This window comes from Vibrio renipiscarius, from assembly GCF_000827885.1.
Lineage (GTDB): Bacteria > Pseudomonadota > Gammaproteobacteria > Enterobacterales > Vibrionaceae > Vibrio > Vibrio renipiscarius.
Map to the genome: position 1 here is coordinate 60,315 of NZ_JTKH01000020.1, position 21,935 is coordinate 82,249.

Below are 21,935 nucleotides of genomic sequence, written 5' to 3' on the forward strand. Positions count from 1 at the left end.
AAACTAATTATTTAAGGGCCAATTTGATGCTTCGCTTATTCCAGCAGCCCAACCCATCTGGTAATGTTTCGTTAATTTGGATATAGGAAGCCGACACTTCCGTTACTCGACCGTTATTCAGGCCGATATAATGCCCCGTGCGCACTGAGACAACCTGCCCGCTTGGGGTTTGAACCAATGCCGAGTTTTTACCATTGCGGCTCATTACCCCTTTCAAACTCAACTTGTTCAGCGCATAACGTTCTAGCTGACCATTGGCTTTTCTTGGTTTCGGCTGCCAACAATCTCTTCGCACTTCAGGTTGATCAAGTACCAAGGCGGCGGTGGGCAACGTAAAGGGCTCTCGCTCTGGCCCTCCGGTATAAACCGCACTGCGAAACACTAAAGCAGGTGCAAGCTCTTGCACGGTTTTTTGCGCCTTTTGTTGCGCGTGCAAAACAAACTCATCGAGAGGATCTTGGTTCGCCCGACAGCCCACCAATAAAACACTGATCACTACCCCCCAACGCCAATGATTAGCTTTCATCTTTTACCTCCGGCTTAAATTGGTAAGTAAACGCACGAACACGGAAGTGCAGGGTTTTACTTTCCAAACTCACTCGCTGCCAATCCACATCAACAAAATTAATGATTCGAGACAAAGACGCGATCGCCTGAGAGAACTGACCAATATTGTCGTAATCCCCGGTTAGCTCGATATTGAGAGGAAGTCGATAGAGAAAATTCTGATTTTCTTTCGAGCCCCAATCGATTCGGGTAAACGTCAGCTTGTTTTTTAATCCCTCTTCGTTCACCGATGCCAGCATCGTGGCCAGCTCTTTTTCCATAGGCAGTTGTTGCGATAGATACTGATAGCGCTCTGATAACTCATCTAACTGATCCTGCATATGAGGCAGAGCCGCCACTTGATTGGCTTTTACTTGTAAGGTTTGCTTGAGCGTTTGCTCTTGCTGCTTAAGTTGTGTCAGATCACTGCGTTTTTCATCTAAATACCACCAATAACCCACCGCCTGAAGCGCTAACAACAACACGCTTAACACCACCAACTGAGCAGGGAATGGCCATTGGATAATTTCTTCAACATCAAGCTCGTTGTAATTAGCCATGAGGGTTTTCTCCTTCAACTATCTCTTGAGGTTGAAATAAGAAAGAAACATTAAATGTCTGGAATTTTTGTCCGAACCTTGCTTTGTCATGCACGATAGAATGCATTTCAACATTGCTGAGCCACTTTGAATTTTCTAGGTGGTCAAGCATCGTCGCCAAACGAGAGGTGGTATCACTGATCCCCGTCAGTTCAATTCGTTCGCCGTTCATTTTGATTTTATCCACGTAAACCCCTTCTGGGATTAAGGTCGGGACGAGATTCATCAAATAGGTGGTTTTGTTTCTCTGCTCTTGCAGATCTTCGACCACTTTTAAACGCGTCATCAGGGATTCGTGTTGTTGTTCGACACGTTTTAATTCACTGAGTTTGTAATCCAAGCTGGCTATATGCGCTTGTAAAAACACGATTCTCTGTTGTTGTTCGTTTTGTTGATATTCAATAAAGACCCCCGCTCCCCATTGAGCTAGGCCCCCCAGAATTAACACCGAAAACGCTAAAACAAAAAAACGGCGTTGATGATATTGGCGCTTTGCATCACGCCAGGGTAATAAATTCACTCTATGAAGCATGGCGACGCCCCATCCAATCTTGACCTAACAATGCCAGTCCCACTGATGAGGAAAAACTGTATCCACAAGCGTGCGACGCCTTCTTACGACTGTTTTTATTTTCAAATAAACTTAACGGGTCCAATAACTCACACTTTAAATTCAGTCGCTGGGCAAGCTCGTCGGCCAACGCAGGCGTATTTGCTCCACCGCCCGTCAACCAAATACCTTCCAATTTAGAAGAATCCATCGACTCAATAAGGTGTAAATGGCGTTGAATCCTTTCAACCAGCGATTGGATAAACTGATGCGTAACATCATGATGAAGCGCAGAGGGTTCTTCACTGCTCGCCAACATACTCGAGATACCAATAGGCAAGTCTTTGGCGAAAGGCGCTTTATTGGCAAAATCCATCACCATTGAAGAGTGATGATGGCCTACATCCAATAACAACCAATTACTCCGGCTCTGCTTTTGCGAAACGGCTTGCCACAAACGTACAAGGCTATGAGCATGCACATCGAATAGCACCGGACGAAACCCCGCTTTACGGCACACGCTCATTCGGTTCTCGACCACTTCTTTTTTGGTGGCATAAACCTGTACGCCTTGAGAAGAGCCAGCCTCATTGGAGAGATCGCAATAGTCGAGGCACAGTTCATCAAGGTCGAATGGGGATTGATGAGAAAAAGCCTCAATGATGGCATAATCTCTTTCTTGAGGAGTTAACCCCTTCTCAACATGCAATACTTTTGAAATAACTGAGTTATCTGGTAGCGATAATGCGACTTTATGACTAAAAAAAGGCAAACCCTTTCTTAGTTCTTTTAGTTTATTTACAATTTCCTGATAACTTAATAGATGGTTATCGGAGAAAATGCTCTCCTCGATAACCAACTCTCGATACCCCGAGAGTGTAAGAGTACCTTTTACTGGCTTTAGCACTACGGCCTTAATGCTGTAATGGCCAATGTCAACGCCAGTGATAAGTGAAAAGCTCATCTCGCAGTGCTCCAGATGTCGGTTTCAGTGACTCGACCGCATCAGTGGCGGCAAAGCACAAAATAAACGCAAGCTAAATTGTTAGCTAAGGTTACTAGGCAAAGGGCCTAGTCAGCCTCAATTAATCAGGGAATATCCGGTGAAGTTCATAAAGCGATTGCTCATTTTCACATTGGTTTGCATTATTCTTGGAGTGGGGACAATTTTTGGTTTCTATCTTTATGTAAAACCAGAACTACCTGACGTAGCAACATTACGTGATGTTAAGCTGCAAACACCGATGCAGGTGTATAGCCAAGATGGCAAGCTGATTTCTCAATTCGGTGAGAAGCGTCGCATTCCCGTCAAATACGATGAAATACCGCCTCATCTGATAGAAGCTCTTATTGCGACCGAAGACAGCCGCTTTTACGACCACCCTGGTATTGACCCTATCGGCATTACGCGCGCGGCGATCGTCGTAGCGATGTCTGGCTCAGCAAAGCAAGGCGCAAGTACCATTACTCAGCAGCTTGCGCGTAACTTCTTCTTGTCTAACGAGAAGAAGATCATGCGTAAAATTAAAGAGATCTTTATTGCGATTCACATTGAACAATTGCTAACGAAGCAAGAGATCATGGAGTTGTATGTGAATAAGATATTCTTAGGTCACCGCTCATACGGTTTTGGCGCGGCAGCACGCGTTTACTTTGGCAAAGATCTTAAAGATCTGACGTTGAGCGAGATGGCGACACTGGCGGGTATGCCAAAAGCACCATCCACCATGAACCCTATTTATTCCGTTGAACGTGCAACCAATCGTCGTAACGTTGTGTTGATGCGTATGCTGGAAGAGAAATACATTACCCAGCAAGAATACGACCAAGCACGTTCAGAAACGATTTTGTCTCGCTACCACGGTGCTGAGATTGAGTTAAGTGCGCCATACGTGGCGGAACTTGCTCGCGCATGGATGGTTGAGCGTTACGGCGAAGAAGCTTACACCTCGGGCATGAATGTCTACACCACGGTGAACGCTAAGCTACAAGATGCGGCCAATACTGCTGCCATCAACAACCTCTTCTCTTACGATGAACGTCACGGTTACCGCGGCGCAGAGAAAGTATTGTGGGAGCCAAAAGCGACGCCAATGTCATTGGCTGACATCGAGAAAACCCTGAAAAACGTCCCAAGCTACGGTGAATTGATTCCAGCGGTCGTCACCAAAGTGGACGGTAAATCGGCCAATGTCGTGATCAAACGTCAAGGGGAAGCCACGCTGACTTGGGACGGTTTGAAATGGGCGCGTAAATTCCGCAATGATGAACGCCAAGGCTCAGCGCCGAGTAAAGCCAGTGATATTCTGGCGGTCGGAGAACAAATCTGGGTACGCGAAATTTCCGTTCAGCAAGAAAAAGGCGATGTCGTGTATCACTGGCAATTAAGCCAAGTGCCTAACGCGAATACCGCGTTTATTGCCATGAACCCAGAAAATGGTGCCGTACTGTCATTAGTCGGCGGCTTTAACTTCGTTCACAATAAATTCAACCGAGCGACAATGTCAGTGCGTCAGGTGGGTTCAAGTATCAAACCCTTTATTTATTCTGCCGCGATTGATCAAGGTCTCACGCTGGCCACGCTGATCAACGATGCTCCGATCAACCAATGGGATAAGAGCCAAGGCACCGCATGGCGTCCAAAAAACTCACCGCCTACTTACGTCGGTCCAACTCGCTTACGTGTGGGTTTAGCACAATCAAAGAACGTGATGGCCGTGCGCGTATTACGTGAAGTGGGTCTGGATGAAACGCGTCAGTACCTTACTCGTTTTGGTTTTGATATCAACGATGTCCCACGCTCTGAAACTATCGCGCTGGGCGCAGGTAGCTTAACGCCAATGAAAATGGCGCAAGGTTATTCGGTCTTTGCCAATGGCGGTTACTATGTAGAACCGTTTTACATTGACCACATAACTGGCCCTTATGGTGATCTTGAATATCAAGCGACACCGAAACAAATTTGTCAGCAAGATTGTCCTAAACCTGGCAGCCCAGCCAATGAATTCAACGAGCAAGATATTGCCGTTGAAACAAGCATTGAAATGGGCAGCGAGACGGATAGCAATGCCCTACCACCGCAAGCACCTCAATACGCGCCTCAAGTCATGTCTGAGCAATCGGCGTTCTTGGTGCGTGAAATGATGTACAGCAACATTTGGGGCGGTGGTAACTGGCGCGAAGGTACAGGTTGGAACGGCACTGGCTGGCGTGGTCAGAAACTAGAGCGTCGTGATATTGGGGGTAAAACCGGTACAACCAACGATTCAAAAGATGCTTGGTATAACGGTTATGGTCCTGGTGTGGTTGCTGTCGCTTGGGTCGGCTTTGATGATCACAGCCGTAAGCTAGGTAGAACCTCATACAACAATAATCTGAGTAAAGATCAAGTGACCGGCGCTGAAGCGGGAGCCAAAACGGCGCAACCTGCATGGATTGATTTTATGCGCACTGCCCTTTCGCTTTCTCCTGAACAAGAAAAAGCGATTCCCGCAGGGATTGTTCGTATTCGCATCGACCGTGACTCTGGCTTACTCACCAATAAGTTTGATGGCAGTTCAATGTTTGAATATTTCCGTGAAGGCCACCAGCCAACCGAGTATGTGCCGGATGAATTGACCGACACCATCTACAGCAGTGAGGAAAGCGAAGGACTGTTCTAATCAACACCCATCGTATTAACGAACGCTGAAAAAAGAGGCTGACGAGTTTTCGTCAGCCTCTTTTTTTATTCATCACCGAGGATTAATCTGCGCTATCGCCCATTCCTAAGCGATCAACACAGCTTCGCTTTAATGGTTTCCGCTAGCTGCTCAAAACGCGCTTTAAAAGGCGAACCAGCACGATAGGCCACCACAATGCTGCGTGTTGGCTCTGGATTTATCGCTCGCAAGTAGCAAACGCCGTCTTTTTGTTTTTCTTTCGGTGTCGCCAATTGAGGAAGCAATGTAATACCGCCTCCCGCCGCGACCATGTTACGCAACGTCTCTAAGCTGGTCGCTTTAAATCGTTCATCGTCTTTGGCCCCTGCGGCAAAACAAAAACCTAATGCTTGGTCACGTAAACAATGACCATCACCCAACGCCAGTACCGTGCGTCCATTAAGTTCCAACATATCAACTTCATCTAACTGCGCCCATTCATGATCACATGGCACCGCGACACTGAGTGGCTCGTTGTAGACTTCGATTTCTTTGAATTGTGCCGTTTCAGCCACAGAAGCCAAAACCAAACAATCGAGCTTGCCTTCTTCAAGCTGGTGCACCAATTGCTGAGTTTGCGCCTCATGCAGATACAGTTCGAGTTCCGGGAACTGATCTTTGAGTGTAGGGACGATACGAGGCAGGATATATGGCCCAACGGTGGGAATAAAACCAATGTGCATCGGACCGGTCATCGCGCCACTTTGATCACTGGCCATGTCGCGAAATAGCTTAATCTCACTCAGAATTTTTTTGGCTTGTTCGACCAATTGCAGGCCAGCATCCGTGAACAATACGCGACGACTGCTACGCTCTAATAGCGTTGTACCTAACTCGTCCTCTAACTTACGAATTTGACCACTCAACGTTGGCTGACTCACATAGCAAGACTCCGCAGCTTTACGAAAATGCTTATGTTCGGCCAATGCCACCAGATACTCAAAATCCCGAATATTCATTCTCTTATATCCCGTACAAATACACTTAATAGGCAAAAACTATTAAAACCATAGCATCAAACGATTAGAGCTATCAAAAGTTTTTTATAATAATGGGCTCAACAAAACGAAACAGAGCAGCAAAAAAGATTAAGCTCTGAACCGAATTATCCAATTATTAAGGAAACAATTATGTTTGCATCTAAAGAAGGTCAAGCGGTACCACAAATTACTTTCCCAACTCGCCAAGGCGATGCATGGGTTAACGTAACAACAGAAGAGCTATTCAAAGACAAGACCGTTATCGTATTCAGCTTGCCTGGTGCATTTACACCAACGTGCTCTTCAAGCCATCTGCCACGTTACAACGAACTATACTCGGTATTCAAAGAAAACGGTGTTGATGACATTCTATGTGTCTCTGTTAACGATACGTTTGTAATGAACGCTTGGAAAGCAGATCAAGAAGCTGAAAACATCACTTTCATTCCAGACGGTAACGGCGATTTCACCGATGGCATGGGCATGCTGGTTGAGAAAAATGACATTGGTTTTGGCAAACGTTCATGGCGCTACAGCATGCTGGTTAAAAACGGCGTGGTAGAAAAAATGTTTATCGAAGAAGACGTACCAGGTGACCCGTTCAAAGTGTCTGATGCAGACACCATGTTGAACCACATTGCTCCAGAACACAAAGAGCAAGAATCAATCACGGTATTCACGAAACCTGGCTGTCCTTTCTGTATGAAAGCGAAACAGAACCTTATCGACAAAGGTCTGAATTACGAAGAAGTGGTTCTAGGTAAAGATGCAACAACCGTAAGTCTGCGTGCTATCTCTGGTCGTACGACTGTGCCTCAAGTCTTCATCGGTGGCAAACACATCGGTGGTAGCGAAGAGCTAGAAGCATTCCTAGGCTAATCTCTTAGTCTGATAGGTAAACCCTCTCATTGAGTGGTAAGCCTATTATTCTCCCGGGTCTCAATGGCCCGGGATTCATCCTCAAAATCTAAATTCCAATCTAGATAAGTAGCAATCCTTATCGAAGGGTCTCTATTTATCTAGGTTTTATGAAATAAATTTCTTTCTTATCGGTTCGACTATCGGTGAGAAACAAAAAGCGAGAATCCATTATGAAACAATTAATTGTTGATGTAGCCGTGATTGGTGGTGGTACTGCAGGCCTTGGCGCTTATCGTGCAGCAAAAGCACATACTGACAGCGTAGTGATGATTGAAGGCGGCCCTTACGGCACTACATGTGCGCGCGTTGGTTGTATGCCATCAAAACTGCTGATTGCGGCGGCAGAAAGCGTGCACCAAATTGAAAAAGCACCCGGCTTTGGTATTCACCCTCAAGGTGAGATCGTCATCAATGGTCGTGAAGTAATGGACCGAGTAAAACGCGAGCGCGATCGTTTTGTTGGCTTTGTACTTGAAGGGGTCGATGAAATCCCAGCAGAAGACAAAGTGGCAGGCTTTGCTAAATTTATCGACAACAATACGCTGATCGTCGATGACCATACCACCATCAAAGCGGAACGCATTGTGATTGCCACCGGTTCTCGCCCAGCTTATCCAGCCGTTTGGAATGAACTTGGCGATCGCCTAGTGATTAACGATGACGTGTTTGATTGGGATGATCTGCCAGAATCAGTGGCGGTATTTGGCCCTGGCGTGATCGGTCTTGAACTGGGTCAAGCGCTGCACCGCTTAGGCGTCAACGTGAAAGTATTTGGCCTTGGCGGTCAAGTTGGCCCACTCACTGATCCTGAAGTCATGGCCTACGCAACCAAAGCGTTCCAAGAAGAATTCTACCTTGATCCTGACGTCAAAGTAGAAAGCATGAAGCGCATTACCGCAACCAATGAAGGTGAAGCCGACAAGGTTGAAATTCAATTTATCAATCACGCTGGCGAACTAGAAACCTTCATCGTTGACTATGTGTTAGCGGCTACCGGACGTCGTCCGAATGTGGATAAACTATACATTGAAAATACCTCGCTTGAGCTCGATGGACGTGGCGTACCAACTGCGGATTACTACACGCTGCAAACGTCAGTAAAGAGCATTTTTATTGCCGGTGACGCAAGCAACCAGATTCCGTTGCTGCATGAAGCGGCTGATCAAGCGCGTATCGCGGGTGACAATGCAGGCCGCTTCCCTGATATGCGTGCCGGTCTACGTCGCTCGGTGATTTCAGCAGTCTTCTCTGACCCGCAAATTGCCATGGTTGGTGAAACCCGTAAGCAAATTGAAACGCGCTTAGGCACTTGTGGTTGTTTTGCCATTGGCGAAGTATCGTTTGAAAACCAAGGTCGCTCACGCGTTATGCTGCGTAACAAAGGGTTACTGCATGTCTATGGTGAACAAGGTACTGGCCGCTTCCTTGGCGCTGAAATGATGGGACCAAATGCTGAACACCTAGCACACCTATTAGCTTGGGCGCATCAAAGTAAAATGACGGTATCCGAAATGCTCGACATGCCTTTCTACCACCCAGTGATCGAAGAAGGGGTTCGTACTGCGCTACGTGACCTCAATGCGAAACTCAATCTAGGCCCTGAAATGATCAAACACTGCCTAGATTGCGGCCCAGGCTGTTAATCATTTAGACTCAAAAACAACAAAGCCTCGCGATGCGAGGCTTTGTTGTTTTCAATAGCAATGAACTGACATCAATGCATGGCATGCAAACTAACCATGACGATTGCTGTTGCACCAATCACAAACCAACTTGAACCCATCACTAAGGCCGCTTTTAGTTCTGTACTCACTTTACGTCTCCTCACTCTGTCTCGCCGTTTAGCGAGCAAAGCTTATTTTGATTATTATTTCAGCAATCAAAGTACATGAATTGCGTGCTACTGTTATCGAGAGAAGCTTACTTTGCATATTTGATCTGATCTCAATGACGAGCTTAGCGATGATCAAGTGACGAATACCAAGTCAGTGAAGAAGCGATTACAATCATCTCCCCCCGACTTTATGTGATCAGAAAATATGAGCTGCTCTACCTGTCAACAAAGCTGGTTTTGGCAAAAAATTGGCCGCTGCATGCGTTGTGTATATCAATTGGTCGGGCTGTCGATGCTCAGCGCAGCAATCTGGTGGCTGGCATTTCGTCACAATCCCAAAAGCATTGAATCGATCGCACTGCTTACTGCCATCTTTGCTTTTAGTGGTTTATTGACTCTGCACCTATGGATGCGTTGGTTCGTCCTTCCCTTGCAGTCGCGCAAAAGAAAAGAGTCCAGAAATTAGTCCAATGTGACGAATCGTTAAATAGCCTATCGGGCATAAGCCACTAAGTGATGAAGTGTTTGATGGTGCTTTAGGATGCAGATTAACAACGTTGTGACTTCAATTAGGCAGGGGGAAAGAAAAAAGCCCCGAAATCAATAGTAGACTTCGGGGCTCTCTTAGATTCATCTAAGAAAAAGCAGTGGTATTAATATAGACCGAGCCTTTTCCTGATGGTTCAATTTTTTATCGATCTTTTTTGATCTTTATTTCAAACAAAGCAAAATCAAAGCGTTACGCGATAGCTCTCTGTCTACCTCTTAACCAACGAAGACGACGGCTATAGCGACAACTACAGCGACGGCGACAGCTATGCCCGTATTATTTCAAACGCGCCTGCGCCTGCTCGATTGCAAAAGCCACTTGTTCTGGCGCTACGCCGCCCAAGGCATTGCGTTTCGCTAAACAAGATTCAATGGTGAGGATGGCATACACGTCTTCCTCAATCACTGCAGAGAACGCTTTTAGCTCTGCCAAAGATAGCGCTTCTAGAGCACAGCCTTTTTCAATCGCCCCCACCACCGCGACGCCGACGATATGGTGCGCTTCGCGGAAAGGAATACCTTTAGCAACCAAGTAATCCGCCAGTTCTGTTGCATTGGCATAACCTTGCTGCGCCGCCTCGAGCGTGCGCTCAGCATTGACCTTAATGCCGTCGAAACACAATGCTGCCATGACAGTACAATCAAACCAAGTGTCGAGCGCATCAAACAGCCCTTCTTTGTCTTCTTGCATATCTTTATTGTAGGCCAATGGCAACGCTTTCACTGTCATCATCATGCCTGCGAGCGAGCCATAGACACGGCCCGTCTTGCCACGGATAAGCTCGAGCGCATCTGGATTTTTCTTTTGTGGCATCAATGATGAACCTGATGTCACGGTATCAGCCAATTCAATAAAATTCGCTTCGCCTGAATTGTAGAAAATCATGTCTTCCGCAAGACGAGAAAGGTGCAGCATTGAGATTGAAGCGACCGACATCAGCTCTAACACGTGGTCACGATCGGAGACTGAATCTAATGAGTTGCGTGTCGCTCGGCTAAAACCAAGGTTATGCGCGATTTGCTCGCGATCCATTGGGTAAGCCGTCCCGGCTAGTGCCCCTGAACCCAGTGGGCAGGTATTTAAACGTGCCGCGGCATCTTTAAGGCGAGAATGGTCACGCTCAAACATATCTACGTAAGCCAAACACCAGTGGGCAAACGTCACTGGCTGGGCACGCTGCAAGTGCGTGTATCCCGGTAAAACCGTTGTTTGGTGTGCCTGTGCAACCTTCACCATTTGCTGTTGCAGCTGTTCAAGAGCGCTTAACAGTACTTCTGCCTGCTCACGGCACCACAATTTCAAGTCCGTTGCGACCTGATCGTTACGTGAACGACCGGTATGCAGTTTTTTTCCTAAATCACCGACTTTAGCAATCAGCTGCTGTTCTACCCACGAGTGAATATCTTCCGCATCTGAGGCTAAAATTTGTTTAGGATTGTCTTCGACGCTCGCTTTTAGTTCGGCCAAAGCGAGTTCTAATTGCTGTTGTTCTTGCGAGGAAAGGACGTTGACTGTCACTAGCGCTTTTGACCATGCGATAGAACCGACAATATCTTGCACGGCTAAGCGGTAATCAAAACGAAGTGAATCGTTGAAATCTTTAAAACGGGTGTCTGCTGCTTGGGTAAATCTACCGCCCCATAATGCCATTACATCTCTCCTGATAATCAAAGGATCTAACCAAAACCACTGGCTAGATCCAAATTAGGCGACTCGGACTCCGCCGAGCTTATGACAATCTGACGGGTAAGACCGTTACTCGTCAGATTGGTGACCATTCACTATTTTTTGTTCGCCGCGTTTAACGCTCTGATTCTGCTTGATAGTGAGTACAGACGGATAAAGCCGCCTGCATGGCTTTGGTCGTAAACTTCATCGGCACCAAAGGTCGCAAACTCTTCATTGTACAGACTGTTGTCCGAACGCTTCTGAGTCACCATCGCTTGGCCTTTGTAAAGTTTCACCACCACTTCACCGTTTACGTCCTGCGCCAGCTCTTCTGCTGCAGCCAGAATCGATTTACATAACGGAGTGAACCAACGACCATCGTATACAAGATGTGATGCTTTTACACCCAATTCTTCACGGAACTCAAACGAGGTTTTATCCAGAACAAGTTGCTCAACCGCACGTAACGCTTCCATGATAATGGTGCCACCCGGGGTTTCATAACAGCCACGAGACTTCATGCCCACTAAACGGTTTTCGACGATATCGATACGGCCTACACCGTGTTTCGCGCCTTTATCGTTCAGATAAACCAGTGCGTTGTAAGGTGTCATCGCTTCGCCATCAACCGCAACCACTTCGCCTTTTTCCACTTTCAATGAGACATATTCAGCTTCGTTTGGCGCTTGCTCAGGATCAGTTGTCCAAGCCCAGCAATCTGCGTTCGTCGCGTTCCATGTATCTTCAAGCACGCCGCCTTCCGTTGATAGGTGCCATGCGTTGGCATCACGTGAATAAATCTTAGTGATTGACGCAGAACACGGGATTTTGCGCTCTTCAAGGTAATCCAAACACTCTTCACGACTGACAAGATCCCATTCACGCCAAGGGGCAATCACTGCAAGATCTGGGGCAAGTGCCGCGAAGGCGCCTTCAAAACGGATTTGGTCGTTACCTTTACCCGTACAGCCATGACATAGCGCATCAGCACCGACTTTACGTGCGATTTCAACTTGCGCTTTGGCAATGATAGGACGTGCCATTGATGTGCCTAGTAGGTATTTACCTTCGTAGCAGGCACCCGTTTTAAGCGTTGGGTAAATGTAATCGGCCACCATCTCTTCTTTTAGGTCAACCACATAACACTCTGATGCACCTGAAGCGATCGCTTTAGCTTCAATCCCTTCCAACTCGTAGAAACCTTGGCCTACATCAGCCACGAAGGCGACCACTTCACAGTCATAGTTTTCTTTTAGCCACGGAATGATCACCGATGTATCCAAACCACCAGAATAGGCAACCACAACTTTATTTACGTTTACTTTACTCATGTTCAACTCTCCTAGCCTAAGCAGCATCCTGTGCTTAAGCATTAATCCTTGTTATTTATGACTGCGGCAAAAATTGTGTGCCGATACTCTTGCCAGCAAAAAGCTCGGCTAATTTTTCTGGGTAGCGCCAAGTGGCGACTTCGATTGGTCGTCCAAGATCATTGGCTGCCTCAAGCGCCGCTTTCACTTTGACGATCATCCCATCGGTAATCACTTGGTCTTCAATCAGTTTATTGGCGGTTGGCTCATCCAAGTTCGAGATCAACTGCCCTTTTCCATCCAATACACCACTCACATCGGACAACAAAACCAACTCAGCATCTAAGGCTCCAGCAACCGCCACGGCGGCTTGGTCGGCATTCACATTCATCATCTGTCCATCTTGGGTTAAACCAATAGAACTGATGATTGGCAATGCGCCCGCGGCGAGAATCGCTTGCAATACCATAGAGTTACCCGGAGAGGCTTTACCAACCGCGCCTAACTCTGGATCAAGCTCCACGACTTGGCATAAACCACCATCCGCTAAGCACAAACCCACCGCTTGCAAACCGGCGTTGATGGCTTGGCCTTGCAGTTGTTTGTTTGCCGTGCCCGCAAGTGCGCCTACAATCAATGGAATTTGATCGTAAGGTGTCACTCGTAAGCCTTGTTTTTTAACCGTTTCTAACTGCAACTTCGCCATCAGTTCATCGACTAAGTCACCGCCGCCATGAACAATCACGATTGGACGCTGAGCTTGCGCTTGATAATGGGCAATCGCCACAAACAATTGGTTAAGTGTCTCTGTGCAAGACAGAGCTGCACCGCCCAGCTTGACGACTAATGGAGTTTGCTTGTTATCTGTCATAACCATTCCTTGTGCTGACTAAATCAGCGCGGTTAGCTCAGGGAATCCATAATGGATATTTAGGCACTGCATCGCTTGACTGGATGCACCTTTGAGTAAGTTATCAATCGCTGCGCAAGTGATAATGTGTTCGCCTTGTACTTTCCAGCCGATATCACAAAAAGGCGTAAACTGAACGTTTTGCAGCTTAGGCACGCCCTCAACCAAACGTACCGCTAACTTGTCTTGATAAGCCGCTTGATAAACTTGTGCGACCTGTTCATCCGTGATGCCCGCTTTAAGTTTCATGGTAATCGTGGCAAAAATACCACGCTTGAAATTACCCAAATGCGGCGTGAAAATCACATCACAACCAAGGTGCGAGGCAATCTCTGGTTGATGGCGATGAGAGAAGATTCCGTAAGCCTGTAGGCTCACTTCGCAAAAACTGTTGTTGAGGGTCGCTTTACGGCCAGCGCCCGTCGCGCCGCTAGTGGCATTGATGACTGGCCATTGATGGGTATCGATAAGGCCCGCATCGAGAAGTGGTTTGATCGCCAGTTGTGAAGCCGTTGGGTAACAGCCAGGAACCGCAATCAGCTGGCTTTGTTTGATGTCAGTCACCGCCCATTCAGCCAAACCATACGCCGCGCTATCAAGCAATGATTCGTGTTGATGTTCAAAACCGTAGAATTCTGGATAGAAACCTTGTTTCTTCACGCGAAATGCACAGGACAAATCAAAGACCTGACAACCATGCTTGAGCAATTCAGGGGCAAGGTCGTGGCTGACTTCATGAGCCGTCGCCAGAAAAATAACGTCCGCTTGTTGAGCCACTTCGGCGATATTCGTTAATGGCTGCACTTTGTCGTCAACCAAACCCGCCAGTTTGCCATGTAGGGATGAGATCGGTTTTCCTGCATCCGCGCTATTGGCGGAGACATATAAACCTGCTAGCGTAAGCTCTGGGTGTTTATACACCATCAGTGCCAGCTCAGCTCCGGTATACCCTGTTGCACCTATGATGGTCGTTTTCAGCATTTCAAGACATCCATTTCTTTAATATTGGCCACCAGCAAGGTGACTAAAAAACTATTTCAAACGCTCATTAATGATTTTTTATTCATTAAAAATGATTTAATATGTTTTTACCTTCTTAGTGTGATTCTGTCAACAGGGAAACGAAGATAAAATGCAATTACCGAGTTTTAAAGAGGTCTACAGTGGCCTAATTTCGACCTCCTCAATCAGCTCTTCAGATCCGAGTTGGGATGAAGGCAATAAACAAGTGATCGACAAACTGGCCACTTGGCTAAAAGATGTCGGCTTTGATGTCGAGATCGTTGCCGCCGCGCCAAACAAGTTCAATCTCATCGCCAAGAAGGGCCAAGGCGAAGGGGGCTTGCTGCTAGCAGGACATAGCGACACCGTGCCTTTTGATGAAGGACGCTGGAGTTTTGATCCTCATGCACTCACGGAAGCCAATAATCGTTTTTACGGATTAGGCACCGCTGATATGAAAGGCTTTTTTGCCTTTATTATCGAAGCGGTAAAAAAAATCGATTGGAGCAAGCAGACCAAGCCCGTTTATATCTTAGCAACGTGCGATGAAGAGACCTCGATGCTCGGTGCGAAGCACTTCACCGATACCGCCCCTTTCAAACCGGATTACTGCATCATTGGCGAACCCACCAGCTTAGTACCCATTCGCGGCCATAAAGGCCACGTAGCCAACGCCGTACGCGTCACCGGTAAATCTGGTCACTCTTCGGATCCGGCGCTTGGCGTTAATGCGATTGAAATTATGCATGAGGTGCTTTTTGCCTTAATGCAGCTGCGCGACAAGCTCATCAAAGAATACCACCACCCAGGATTTGCCATCCCAAGCCCAACGCTGAACCTTGGCCATATCCATGGTGGCGACAGTGCGAACCGAATTTGTGGTTGTTGCGAATTACATTACGATGTGCGCCCACTGCCGGGGATCAGCCTAGATGGACTCGACAACCTGCTGCGCGGCGCGCTGAAAGAAGTGCAAGCCAAATGGCCAAACCGCATTGAAGTGACCCCGCTGCATGATCCGGTCCCTGGGTTTGAATGTGAGCATAGCCACCCTTTTGTTGTTGGTATGGAGCAACTTTGCCAAACGCCATCAGAAACCGTTAACTACTGCACCGAAGCCCCATTTTTAAGTCAGCTCTGTCCAACGCTGGTGCTTGGCCCCGGCTCGATTGAACAAGCTCATCAGCCCGATGAGTTTCTTGCTTTTGAGTTTATTGACCCAACCATCAACATTCTCAGCAAGGCGATCCATCAATATTGCTTTGACTAAGCGCGTTAACTCAATCGGTAAGGTGGGGCGAGCCCCTGCCTTACTTGAATGATGGAAAAAGCAAATTTACGTGCCCGAGAACAGACCAAAAACGACAAGGCCAATAAGTAACCAATCTACGCACTCTTATGTAACCATTTGTCTAACAATGATTATTTGTAATAAAGTTTCAGTAATTTAGACCAAATTGTGCTCAATCCTCTTGTCGCATCCTATTGCACAATTTTCGCAAACTTATGCTGTGGCAATTGACTCGGAACGATATTTTTAGCTAGATTGTCTACCTAACAGGGAACAATGGATGTAATTTATTTACAAGGCAGGATGATAATGAACGAGAAATACTCTGCACTTCGAAGCAATGTGAGCATGTTAGGCCACTTGCTCGGCAATACCATCAAGGATGCACATGGAGAGGCTATTCTTGAAAAAGTAGAGACGATTCGTAAGCTTTCCAAATCCGCGAGAGCAGGCAACCAAGCAGACCGTGATGGCTTGATTGAAGAAATTAAAAGCCTGCCTAATGAGCAACTGACTCCCGTCGCTCGCGCATTTAACCAGTTCTTAAACCTCACCAACATGGCGGAGCAGTACCATACAATTTCACGCCATTGCGATGCGCACGTTTGTGAACCCGATGTACTCAACACGCTGTTCTCAAAACTCAACCAGAATGACATCAGCAAGTTAGATACCGCACAAGCCGTGCGCGATCTCAACATTGAATTGGTACTGACGGCACATCCGACGGAAATTACCCGTCGAACCATGATCAATAAATTGGTCAAAATTAACGAATGCTTATCTCGACTTGAACTGAGTGACCTATCGGTCAAAGAACGCCATAAAACCGAGCGTCGCCTCGAGCAACTTATTGCCCAAAGCTGGCACTCGGATGTCATCCGTCAACAGCGCCCAACCCCACTTGATGAAGCCAAATGGGGCTACGCAGTGGTCGAAAACTCACTGTGGGAAGCCGTTCCTGATTTTCTACGTGAAATGGATGAGCGTTTAAAATTGCACCTTGGTGAAGGCTTACCTATCGATGCTCGCCCTGTGCACTTCTCATCGTGGATGGGCGGTGACCGCGACGGTAACCCATTTGTCACGCACACCATTACTCGTGAAGTCATGCTGTTGTCTCGCTGGAAAGCCGCTGACCTTTACCTCACCGACATTAACGAGCTGGTTAGCGAACTGTCGATGACTCGCTGTAATGATGACGTTCGTGAATTAGCCGGTGATGACGAGCACGAACCTTACCGCGCCCTTCTAAAAGGTCTACGTACGCTATTGAGCGACACAAAAGACATTCTAGATGCAAAGATCCATGGTCAAAAACTTGCGATTAAAGCGCCACTGCAAAGTGCAGAGCAGTTATGGCAGCCGCTACTGGCTTGTTATAAATCACTACATGAGTGCGGTATGGGTGTGATTGCCGATGGTTCTCTACTGGATACCTTACGTCGCGTAAAAGCGTTTGGTGTTCACCTCGTTCGTCTCGACATTCGCCAAGAAAGCACCCGTCATGCCGATGTCTTCTCTGAATTGACTCGCTACCTTGGTATTGGTGATTACGATCACTGGAGCGAGCAAGATAAAGTGGCGTTCTTAACGCAAGAACTCAGCTCTAAACGTCCGCTTTTCCCACGTAACTGGCAGCCTTCTGAAGCCGTTCAAGAAGTGTTGGACACGTGTAAGATTATCGCCGCACAACCACGTGATGCTTTTGGTGCTTACGTCATCTCTATGGCGAAAACAGCGTCCGATGTATTAGCGGTTCACCTGCTACTGCAAGAATCTGGCTGCCCTTATCGCATGGACGTCTGTCCATTGTTTGAAACACTGGAAGATCTTAATAACGCAGAATCGGTGATCCAACAATTGATGGGGATCGATCTCTACCGCGGCTTTATCCAAAACCACCAAATGGTCATGATCGGCTACTCTGATTCAGCCAAAGACGCCGGTGTTATGGCCGCAGGCTGGGCACAATATCACGCGATGGAATCGTTGGTAAAAGTGGCAGAAGCTGAAGGCGTGGAGCTGACTTTATTCCACGGTCGTGGCGGTACGGTTGGTCGTGGTGGTGCGCCAGCACATGCCGCGCTCCTTTCTCAGCCACCAAAAAGCTTAAAAGGTGGTCTGCGTGTAACCGAACAAGGTGAAATGATCCGCTTTAAGCTGGGCTTACCTGAAGTTGCCGTAAACAGCTTCAATATGTACGCCAGTGCGATATTAGAAGCGAATCTTCTGCCACCACCAGAGCCAAAACAAGAGTGGCGCGATCTGATGAACGTGCTGTCTGAAGTCAGCTGTGAAGCGTACCGTAATGTGGTTCGTGGTGAAGCCGATTTCGTCCCTTACTTCCGTCAAGCTACGCCAGAATTAGAGTTGGGTAAACTGCCTCTGGGCTCTCGTCCAGCGAAACGTAACCCAAATGGTGGCGTAGAAAGTTTACGTGCCATCCCATGGATTTTCTCATGGAGCCAAAACCGTCTGGTATTGCCTGCCTGGTTAGGCGCTGGTGAAGCGATTCAATATTCGATTGATAAGGGGCATCAAGAGCTGTTGGAAGAGATGTGCCGCGAATGGCCTTTCTTCTCTACACGCTTAGGTATGCTGGAAATGGTTTACTCGAAATGTAACATCGGTATTTCACGTTACTACGATGAGCGCTTAGCCGATGAAGCATTGCTGCCGCTAGGTGATCGCCTACGTGCTCAATTGCAACAAGACATTAAAACGGTACTTAACGTTGAGAACAATGAAAACTTGATGCAAAGCGACCCTTGGGGTCAAGAGTCCATCCGTTTACGTAATATCTACGTTGAGCCGCTCAACATGCTGCAAGCCGAGTTACTTTACCGTACTCGTCAAACCGATGAGCCATCACCTGAGCTTGAAGAAGCCCTCATGGTGACTATTGCCGGTATCGCTGCCGGCATGCGAAACACAGGCTAATTTTTGCTGGCCACTCAATGGGTGGCCAGCCTTTTATTCAGGCCGCCCATAACTCCCACATTGACGTAGATCACATTAAAAACGACAATATTGAAATAAAATACTAAAAAAGAGACAACCAAAAGTCAAAATCGGAACAATAATCGGGCTTATCGTTTTATTGAGATTTTTGTCAGTTTTTTGGTTTGTTTCACTCATCTATTCCACTTTATGCTTATTATTTAGATATAATAACGCTTTCCTGCGGTACACAAAAAAATAATATATCGCAGTCTCGATAAGCAATTATCGAATTAGGTGACAAACCGGCTTATCAAGGTGACATGGCCAACGCTTCGTTGGCGCTGCTCTCATCAACATAATACACGTGCCTCAAGAAGCACACCAAGATGTTAGCAGTTGAATTACAGTTTAATTGACCATATTTGGATTAAAGACATGTCATTACCACACGTTATTCTGACCGTTCTCAGTACACGCGATGCAACTGGATACGACATCACAAAAGAGTTTTCTGCGACGATCGGCTACTTTTGGAAAGCCAGCCACCAACAGGTTTATCGTGAACTAAACAAGATGGCTCAAAACCAACTTGTTACTTGTGTTCTTGAGCCTCAAGAAGGTAAACCAGACCGTAAAGTGTATTCCATCACCGATGCAGGCCGTATTGCTCTAGGTGAATGGTTTGATCAACCAACCGCGCACCCAACAGTACGTGATGAGTTCTCAGCAAAGCTGATGGCGTGTTCTGTGCAGCCTTCTGCACCGTTCAAAGCACAACTTGCTGAACTGGTTGAAGAGTCACGCAAACTAGTTACGCACTATCAAGATATCGAAAGCGCTTACTACTCGAATGTGACTGCGCTGGATAAATCACAACGCCTTGAACGCTTAACACTGCGTCGCAACCTGTTGCTACGTCAGGCTTGGATCGTTTGGGCTGATGAAACGCTAGCGGAACTTGAAGCTATCGCTTAATCAAAACCGCTTACGGCTCATTCGTACTGCGAGTTGAGCAAAAAAAATGGGTTGGCACTTGGCCAACCCATTTTTCGTTTAAGACTTTTTTTGTGGATAGTCACGAATGGTCATCTCAATGAGATGCTATTACCTAGATGCATCACCTAAATGCCATTACCTAAATGCCGTCACCATCAACAAAGTTTTGCGACTTGCCGTTAAACTGCTGATCCATATCTAGTGATGGCATATCCGATTTTGGTCGGCCGACAATCTTGGCTGGAACGCCTGCGGCCGTGGTATGCGGCGGAACGGGCTGTAATACCACTGAACAAGAAGCAATTTTTGCCCCAACGCCCACTTCGATATTACCTAGCACTTTCGCCCCAGCACCAATCATCACCCCTTCGCGAATCTTAGGATGGCGATCACCGCTCTCTTTACCCGTACCACCCAAGGTTACGTCTTGCAAAATGGAGACATCGTTCTCTACGACAGCGGTTTCACCAATCACAATACCGGTTGCGTGATCGAGCATGATGCCACGACCAATCGTTGCAGCCGGGTGAATGTCCACTTGGCAAGCAACAGAGATCTGGTTTTGCAGATACGTCGCCAACGCAATACGACCTTGCTTCCACAACCAGTTTGCCACTCGGTAGCCTTGCAGAGCGTGGTAGCCTTTAAGGTAGAGTAATGGGATGGAATACATCGCGACCGCAGGGTCACGATTGACCGTCGCGCAAATATCACATGCAGCCGCTTCAATAATACTCGGGTCAGAAGCAAAAGCTTCTTCCACGACTTCACGAACCGCCATGGCAGGCATCGAGGCGGTATTCAATTTATTGGCCAGAATATAGCTCAGTGCCGCACATAAACTATCGTGCTTAATAATGGTGGCGTGGTAAAAACTTGCCAACATTGGCTCTTGTTCAGATTGCTGCCTTGCTTCCTGAACGATGGTTTGCCATACCTGTTGTTTTTCGCAATGCTTCATGTTGTAACCTTCTGGGCAGCATCTCGCTGCCGCTGAATTATGCTTCTGTTTTTTTGTCACGCGCCAACAAATCCTTTGCTGCTTCTCGTGCATCTTTATCTTGGTACAATACTTGATAGATTTGGTCAACAATTGGCATTTCGACACCCATACGTTGCGCCAACATCCAGACTTCTTTGGTATTGCGATAACCTTCCACCACTTGGCCAATTTCAGCCTGTGCCGTATCGACATCTTTGCCTTCACCAAGTGCAAGACCAAAGCGGCGGTTACGGGATTGGTTATCAGTACAAGTTAAGACAAGATCACCCAAACCCGCCATACCCATAAAGGTTTCTTTTTGCGCGCCTAATGCGGCGCCAAGACGGCACATTTCGGCCAGACCACGTGTAATCAATGCCGTGCGCGCGTTCGCGCCAAAGCCAATACCATCCGACATACCCGCACCAATGGCGATCACGTTCTTCACCGCGCCACCCAATTGCATGCCCGTAAAGTCACTATTCGCGTACACACGGAATGTTTTGCTGCAGTGGATTTTCTCTTGTAGATCCGCGACAAATTGCGCGTCAGGAGAAGCGACTGAAATGGCTGTAGGTAAACCCATCGCCAGTTCTTTCGCAAAAGTAGGGCCTGATAATACCGCCAATGAATAGCCTTCGCCCAGCGCATCATGCGCGACATCTCTCAGCAGGCGACCGGTTTCAGGCTCAAGCCCTTTGGTTGCCCAACAGATACGCGAGTCACTGCGCAAGAATGGTTTTACGCTTTTCAGCACGATACCAAACACATGGCTTGGTACCACAACCAACAAATCACGAGTGGCCGACACGGCTTTCTCTAAATCTGATTCAACAATCAGTGACTCTGGGAAATCAACGCCTGGTAAAAATTCATGGTTTGCACGTTCAGCTTGCAACTTTGCCATGTGCTCAGGCTCATGCCCCCAAATCACCACATTGGCGCCATTACGAGCCAAAGAAATCGCCAGAGAAGTGCCGTAAGAGCCTGCGCCCAATACGGTCATTGCGATCTCTTTGCCGTAGGCATTGTTGATGTTTGAATTTGTCATTGTTCCGCCTGTTAACTGATAAACAAGTTGCTATACCTAAAGAGTTTAATGGTTATTAAACCACTTTGGTATCAACCACTCTGCTATAAACGAAAAAT

Annotated in this window: 17 protein-coding genes and 1 pseudogene; 7 read left to right on the top strand and 11 right to left on the bottom strand. The window is 47.2% G+C overall.

What is annotated here, in order from left to right; translation table 11 throughout:
- Window positions 1-7: 7 nt before the first annotated feature.
- From OJ16_RS10910 to pilM, 4 genes are read right to left on the bottom strand one after another with little or no spacing between them, the layout of a single operon-like run.
- The gene (locus OJ16_RS10910; protein ID WP_040990563.1) at window positions 8-526 is read right to left on the bottom strand and encodes a pilus assembly protein PilP; all 519 of its coding nucleotides are present in this window, start codon (window positions 524-526) and stop codon (window positions 8-10) included.
- The gene (locus OJ16_RS10915) at window positions 516-1,106 is read right to left on the bottom strand and encodes a type IV pilus inner membrane component PilO (RefSeq protein WP_040990566.1); all 591 of its coding nucleotides are present in this window, start codon (window positions 1,104-1,106) and stop codon (window positions 516-518) included. Before OJ16_RS10915 ends, OJ16_RS10910 begins: the two co-directional genes overlap by 11 nt.
- The gene (locus tag OJ16_RS10920) at window positions 1,099-1,677 is read right to left on the bottom strand and encodes a PilN domain-containing protein (protein ID WP_040990568.1); all 579 of its coding nucleotides are present in this window, start codon (window positions 1,675-1,677) and stop codon (window positions 1,099-1,101) included. Before OJ16_RS10920 ends, OJ16_RS10915 begins: the two co-directional genes overlap by 8 nt.
- Window positions 1,667-2,659: a type IV pilus assembly protein PilM gene (pilM, locus tag OJ16_RS10925; RefSeq protein WP_040990570.1), complete on the bottom strand. Its 993-nt coding sequence runs from the start codon at window positions 2,657-2,659 to the stop codon at window positions 1,667-1,669. The genes OJ16_RS10920 and pilM overlap by 11 nt, the downstream gene beginning before the upstream one ends.
- A gap of 139 nt (window positions 2,660-2,798) precedes the next feature.
- Between pilM and OJ16_RS10930 the strand changes: the two genes are divergently transcribed.
- Window positions 2,799-5,357, top strand: a complete 2,559-nt coding sequence (locus OJ16_RS10930; protein WP_040990572.1) for a penicillin-binding protein 1A — start codon at window positions 2,799-2,801, stop codon at window positions 5,355-5,357.
- Window positions 5,358-5,470: 113 nt separating this feature from the next.
- On the opposite strand, the gene oxyR is transcribed toward OJ16_RS10930, so the two are convergent.
- Window positions 5,471-6,355, bottom strand: a complete 885-nt coding sequence (oxyR, locus tag OJ16_RS10935; RefSeq protein WP_040990574.1) for a DNA-binding transcriptional regulator OxyR — start codon at window positions 6,353-6,355, stop codon at window positions 5,471-5,473.
- Window positions 6,356-6,526: 171 nt separating this feature from the next.
- Here oxyR and OJ16_RS10940 point away from each other — a divergent pair, with 171 nt between their 5' ends.
- From OJ16_RS10940 to OJ16_RS10950, 3 genes are all read left to right on the top strand, one after another.
- A complete protein-coding gene (locus tag OJ16_RS10940) occupies window positions 6,527-7,255 on the top strand; it encodes a glutathione peroxidase (protein WP_040990576.1) in 729 nt (242 codons plus the stop codon).
- Window positions 7,256-7,467: 212 nt separating this feature from the next.
- On the top strand, window positions 7,468-8,940 hold the full coding sequence (locus OJ16_RS10945) for a dihydrolipoyl dehydrogenase (protein WP_040990579.1): 1,473 nt from the start codon (window positions 7,468-7,470) through the stop codon (window positions 8,938-8,940).
- Window positions 8,941-9,336: 396 nt separating this feature from the next.
- Window positions 9,337-9,597, top strand: a complete 261-nt coding sequence (locus OJ16_RS10950; protein WP_040990581.1) for a DUF3624 domain-containing protein — start codon at window positions 9,337-9,339, stop codon at window positions 9,595-9,597.
- 366 nt (window positions 9,598-9,963) lie between these two features.
- Here the strand turns inward: OJ16_RS10950 and argH are convergent.
- The 4 genes and pseudogenes from argH to argC form a co-directional block, all read right to left on the bottom strand.
- Window positions 9,964-11,331, bottom strand: a pseudogene (gene argH / locus OJ16_RS10955) (argininosuccinate lyase); the annotation flags it as partial.
- A gap of 131 nt (window positions 11,332-11,462) precedes the next feature.
- Complete coding sequence (locus tag OJ16_RS10960; RefSeq protein ID WP_040990585.1) at window positions 11,463-12,680, bottom strand: argininosuccinate synthase; 1,218 nt, start codon at window positions 12,678-12,680, stop codon at window positions 11,463-11,465.
- Window positions 12,681-12,735: 55 nt separating this feature from the next.
- Window positions 12,736-13,530, bottom strand: a complete 795-nt coding sequence (gene argB, locus OJ16_RS10965; protein ID WP_040990587.1) for an acetylglutamate kinase — start codon at window positions 13,528-13,530, stop codon at window positions 12,736-12,738.
- An 18-nt stretch (window positions 13,531-13,548) separates the two neighbouring features.
- Window positions 13,549-14,550 (bottom strand): N-acetyl-gamma-glutamyl-phosphate reductase, encoded by a 1,002-nt coding sequence (argC, locus tag OJ16_RS10970; RefSeq protein WP_040990589.1) that lies wholly within the window; start codon window positions 14,548-14,550, stop codon window positions 13,549-13,551.
- A 151-nt stretch (window positions 14,551-14,701) separates the two neighbouring features.
- Here argC and argE point away from each other — a divergent pair, with 151 nt between their 5' ends.
- The 3 genes from argE to OJ16_RS10985 all read left to right on the top strand — a co-directional run bounded on the left by argE (window position 14,702) and on the right by OJ16_RS10985 (window position 19,783).
- The gene (argE, locus tag OJ16_RS10975) at window positions 14,702-15,841 is read left to right on the top strand and encodes an acetylornithine deacetylase (RefSeq protein WP_040990591.1); all 1,140 of its coding nucleotides are present in this window, start codon (window positions 14,702-14,704) and stop codon (window positions 15,839-15,841) included.
- A 330-nt stretch (window positions 15,842-16,171) separates the two neighbouring features.
- Window positions 16,172-18,805 (top strand): phosphoenolpyruvate carboxylase, encoded by a 2,634-nt coding sequence (gene ppc, locus OJ16_RS10980; protein WP_040990593.1) that lies wholly within the window; start codon window positions 16,172-16,174, stop codon window positions 18,803-18,805.
- A 438-nt stretch (window positions 18,806-19,243) separates the two neighbouring features.
- Window positions 19,244-19,783: a PadR family transcriptional regulator gene (locus tag OJ16_RS10985; RefSeq protein ID WP_040990595.1), complete on the top strand. Its 540-nt coding sequence runs from the start codon at window positions 19,244-19,246 to the stop codon at window positions 19,781-19,783.
- A 160-nt stretch (window positions 19,784-19,943) separates the two neighbouring features.
- On the opposite strand, the gene cysE is transcribed toward OJ16_RS10985, so the two are convergent.
- Entirely contained in the window at window positions 19,944-20,765 is an 822-nt protein-coding gene (gene cysE / locus OJ16_RS10990; protein ID WP_040990639.1) for a serine O-acetyltransferase, read from the bottom strand.
- A gap of 37 nt (window positions 20,766-20,802) precedes the next feature.
- On the bottom strand, window positions 20,803-21,837 hold the full coding sequence (gpsA, locus tag OJ16_RS10995) for an NAD(P)H-dependent glycerol-3-phosphate dehydrogenase (RefSeq protein ID WP_040990597.1): 1,035 nt from the start codon (window positions 21,835-21,837) through the stop codon (window positions 20,803-20,805).
- Between the last annotated feature and the right edge of the window lie 98 nt (window positions 21,838-21,935).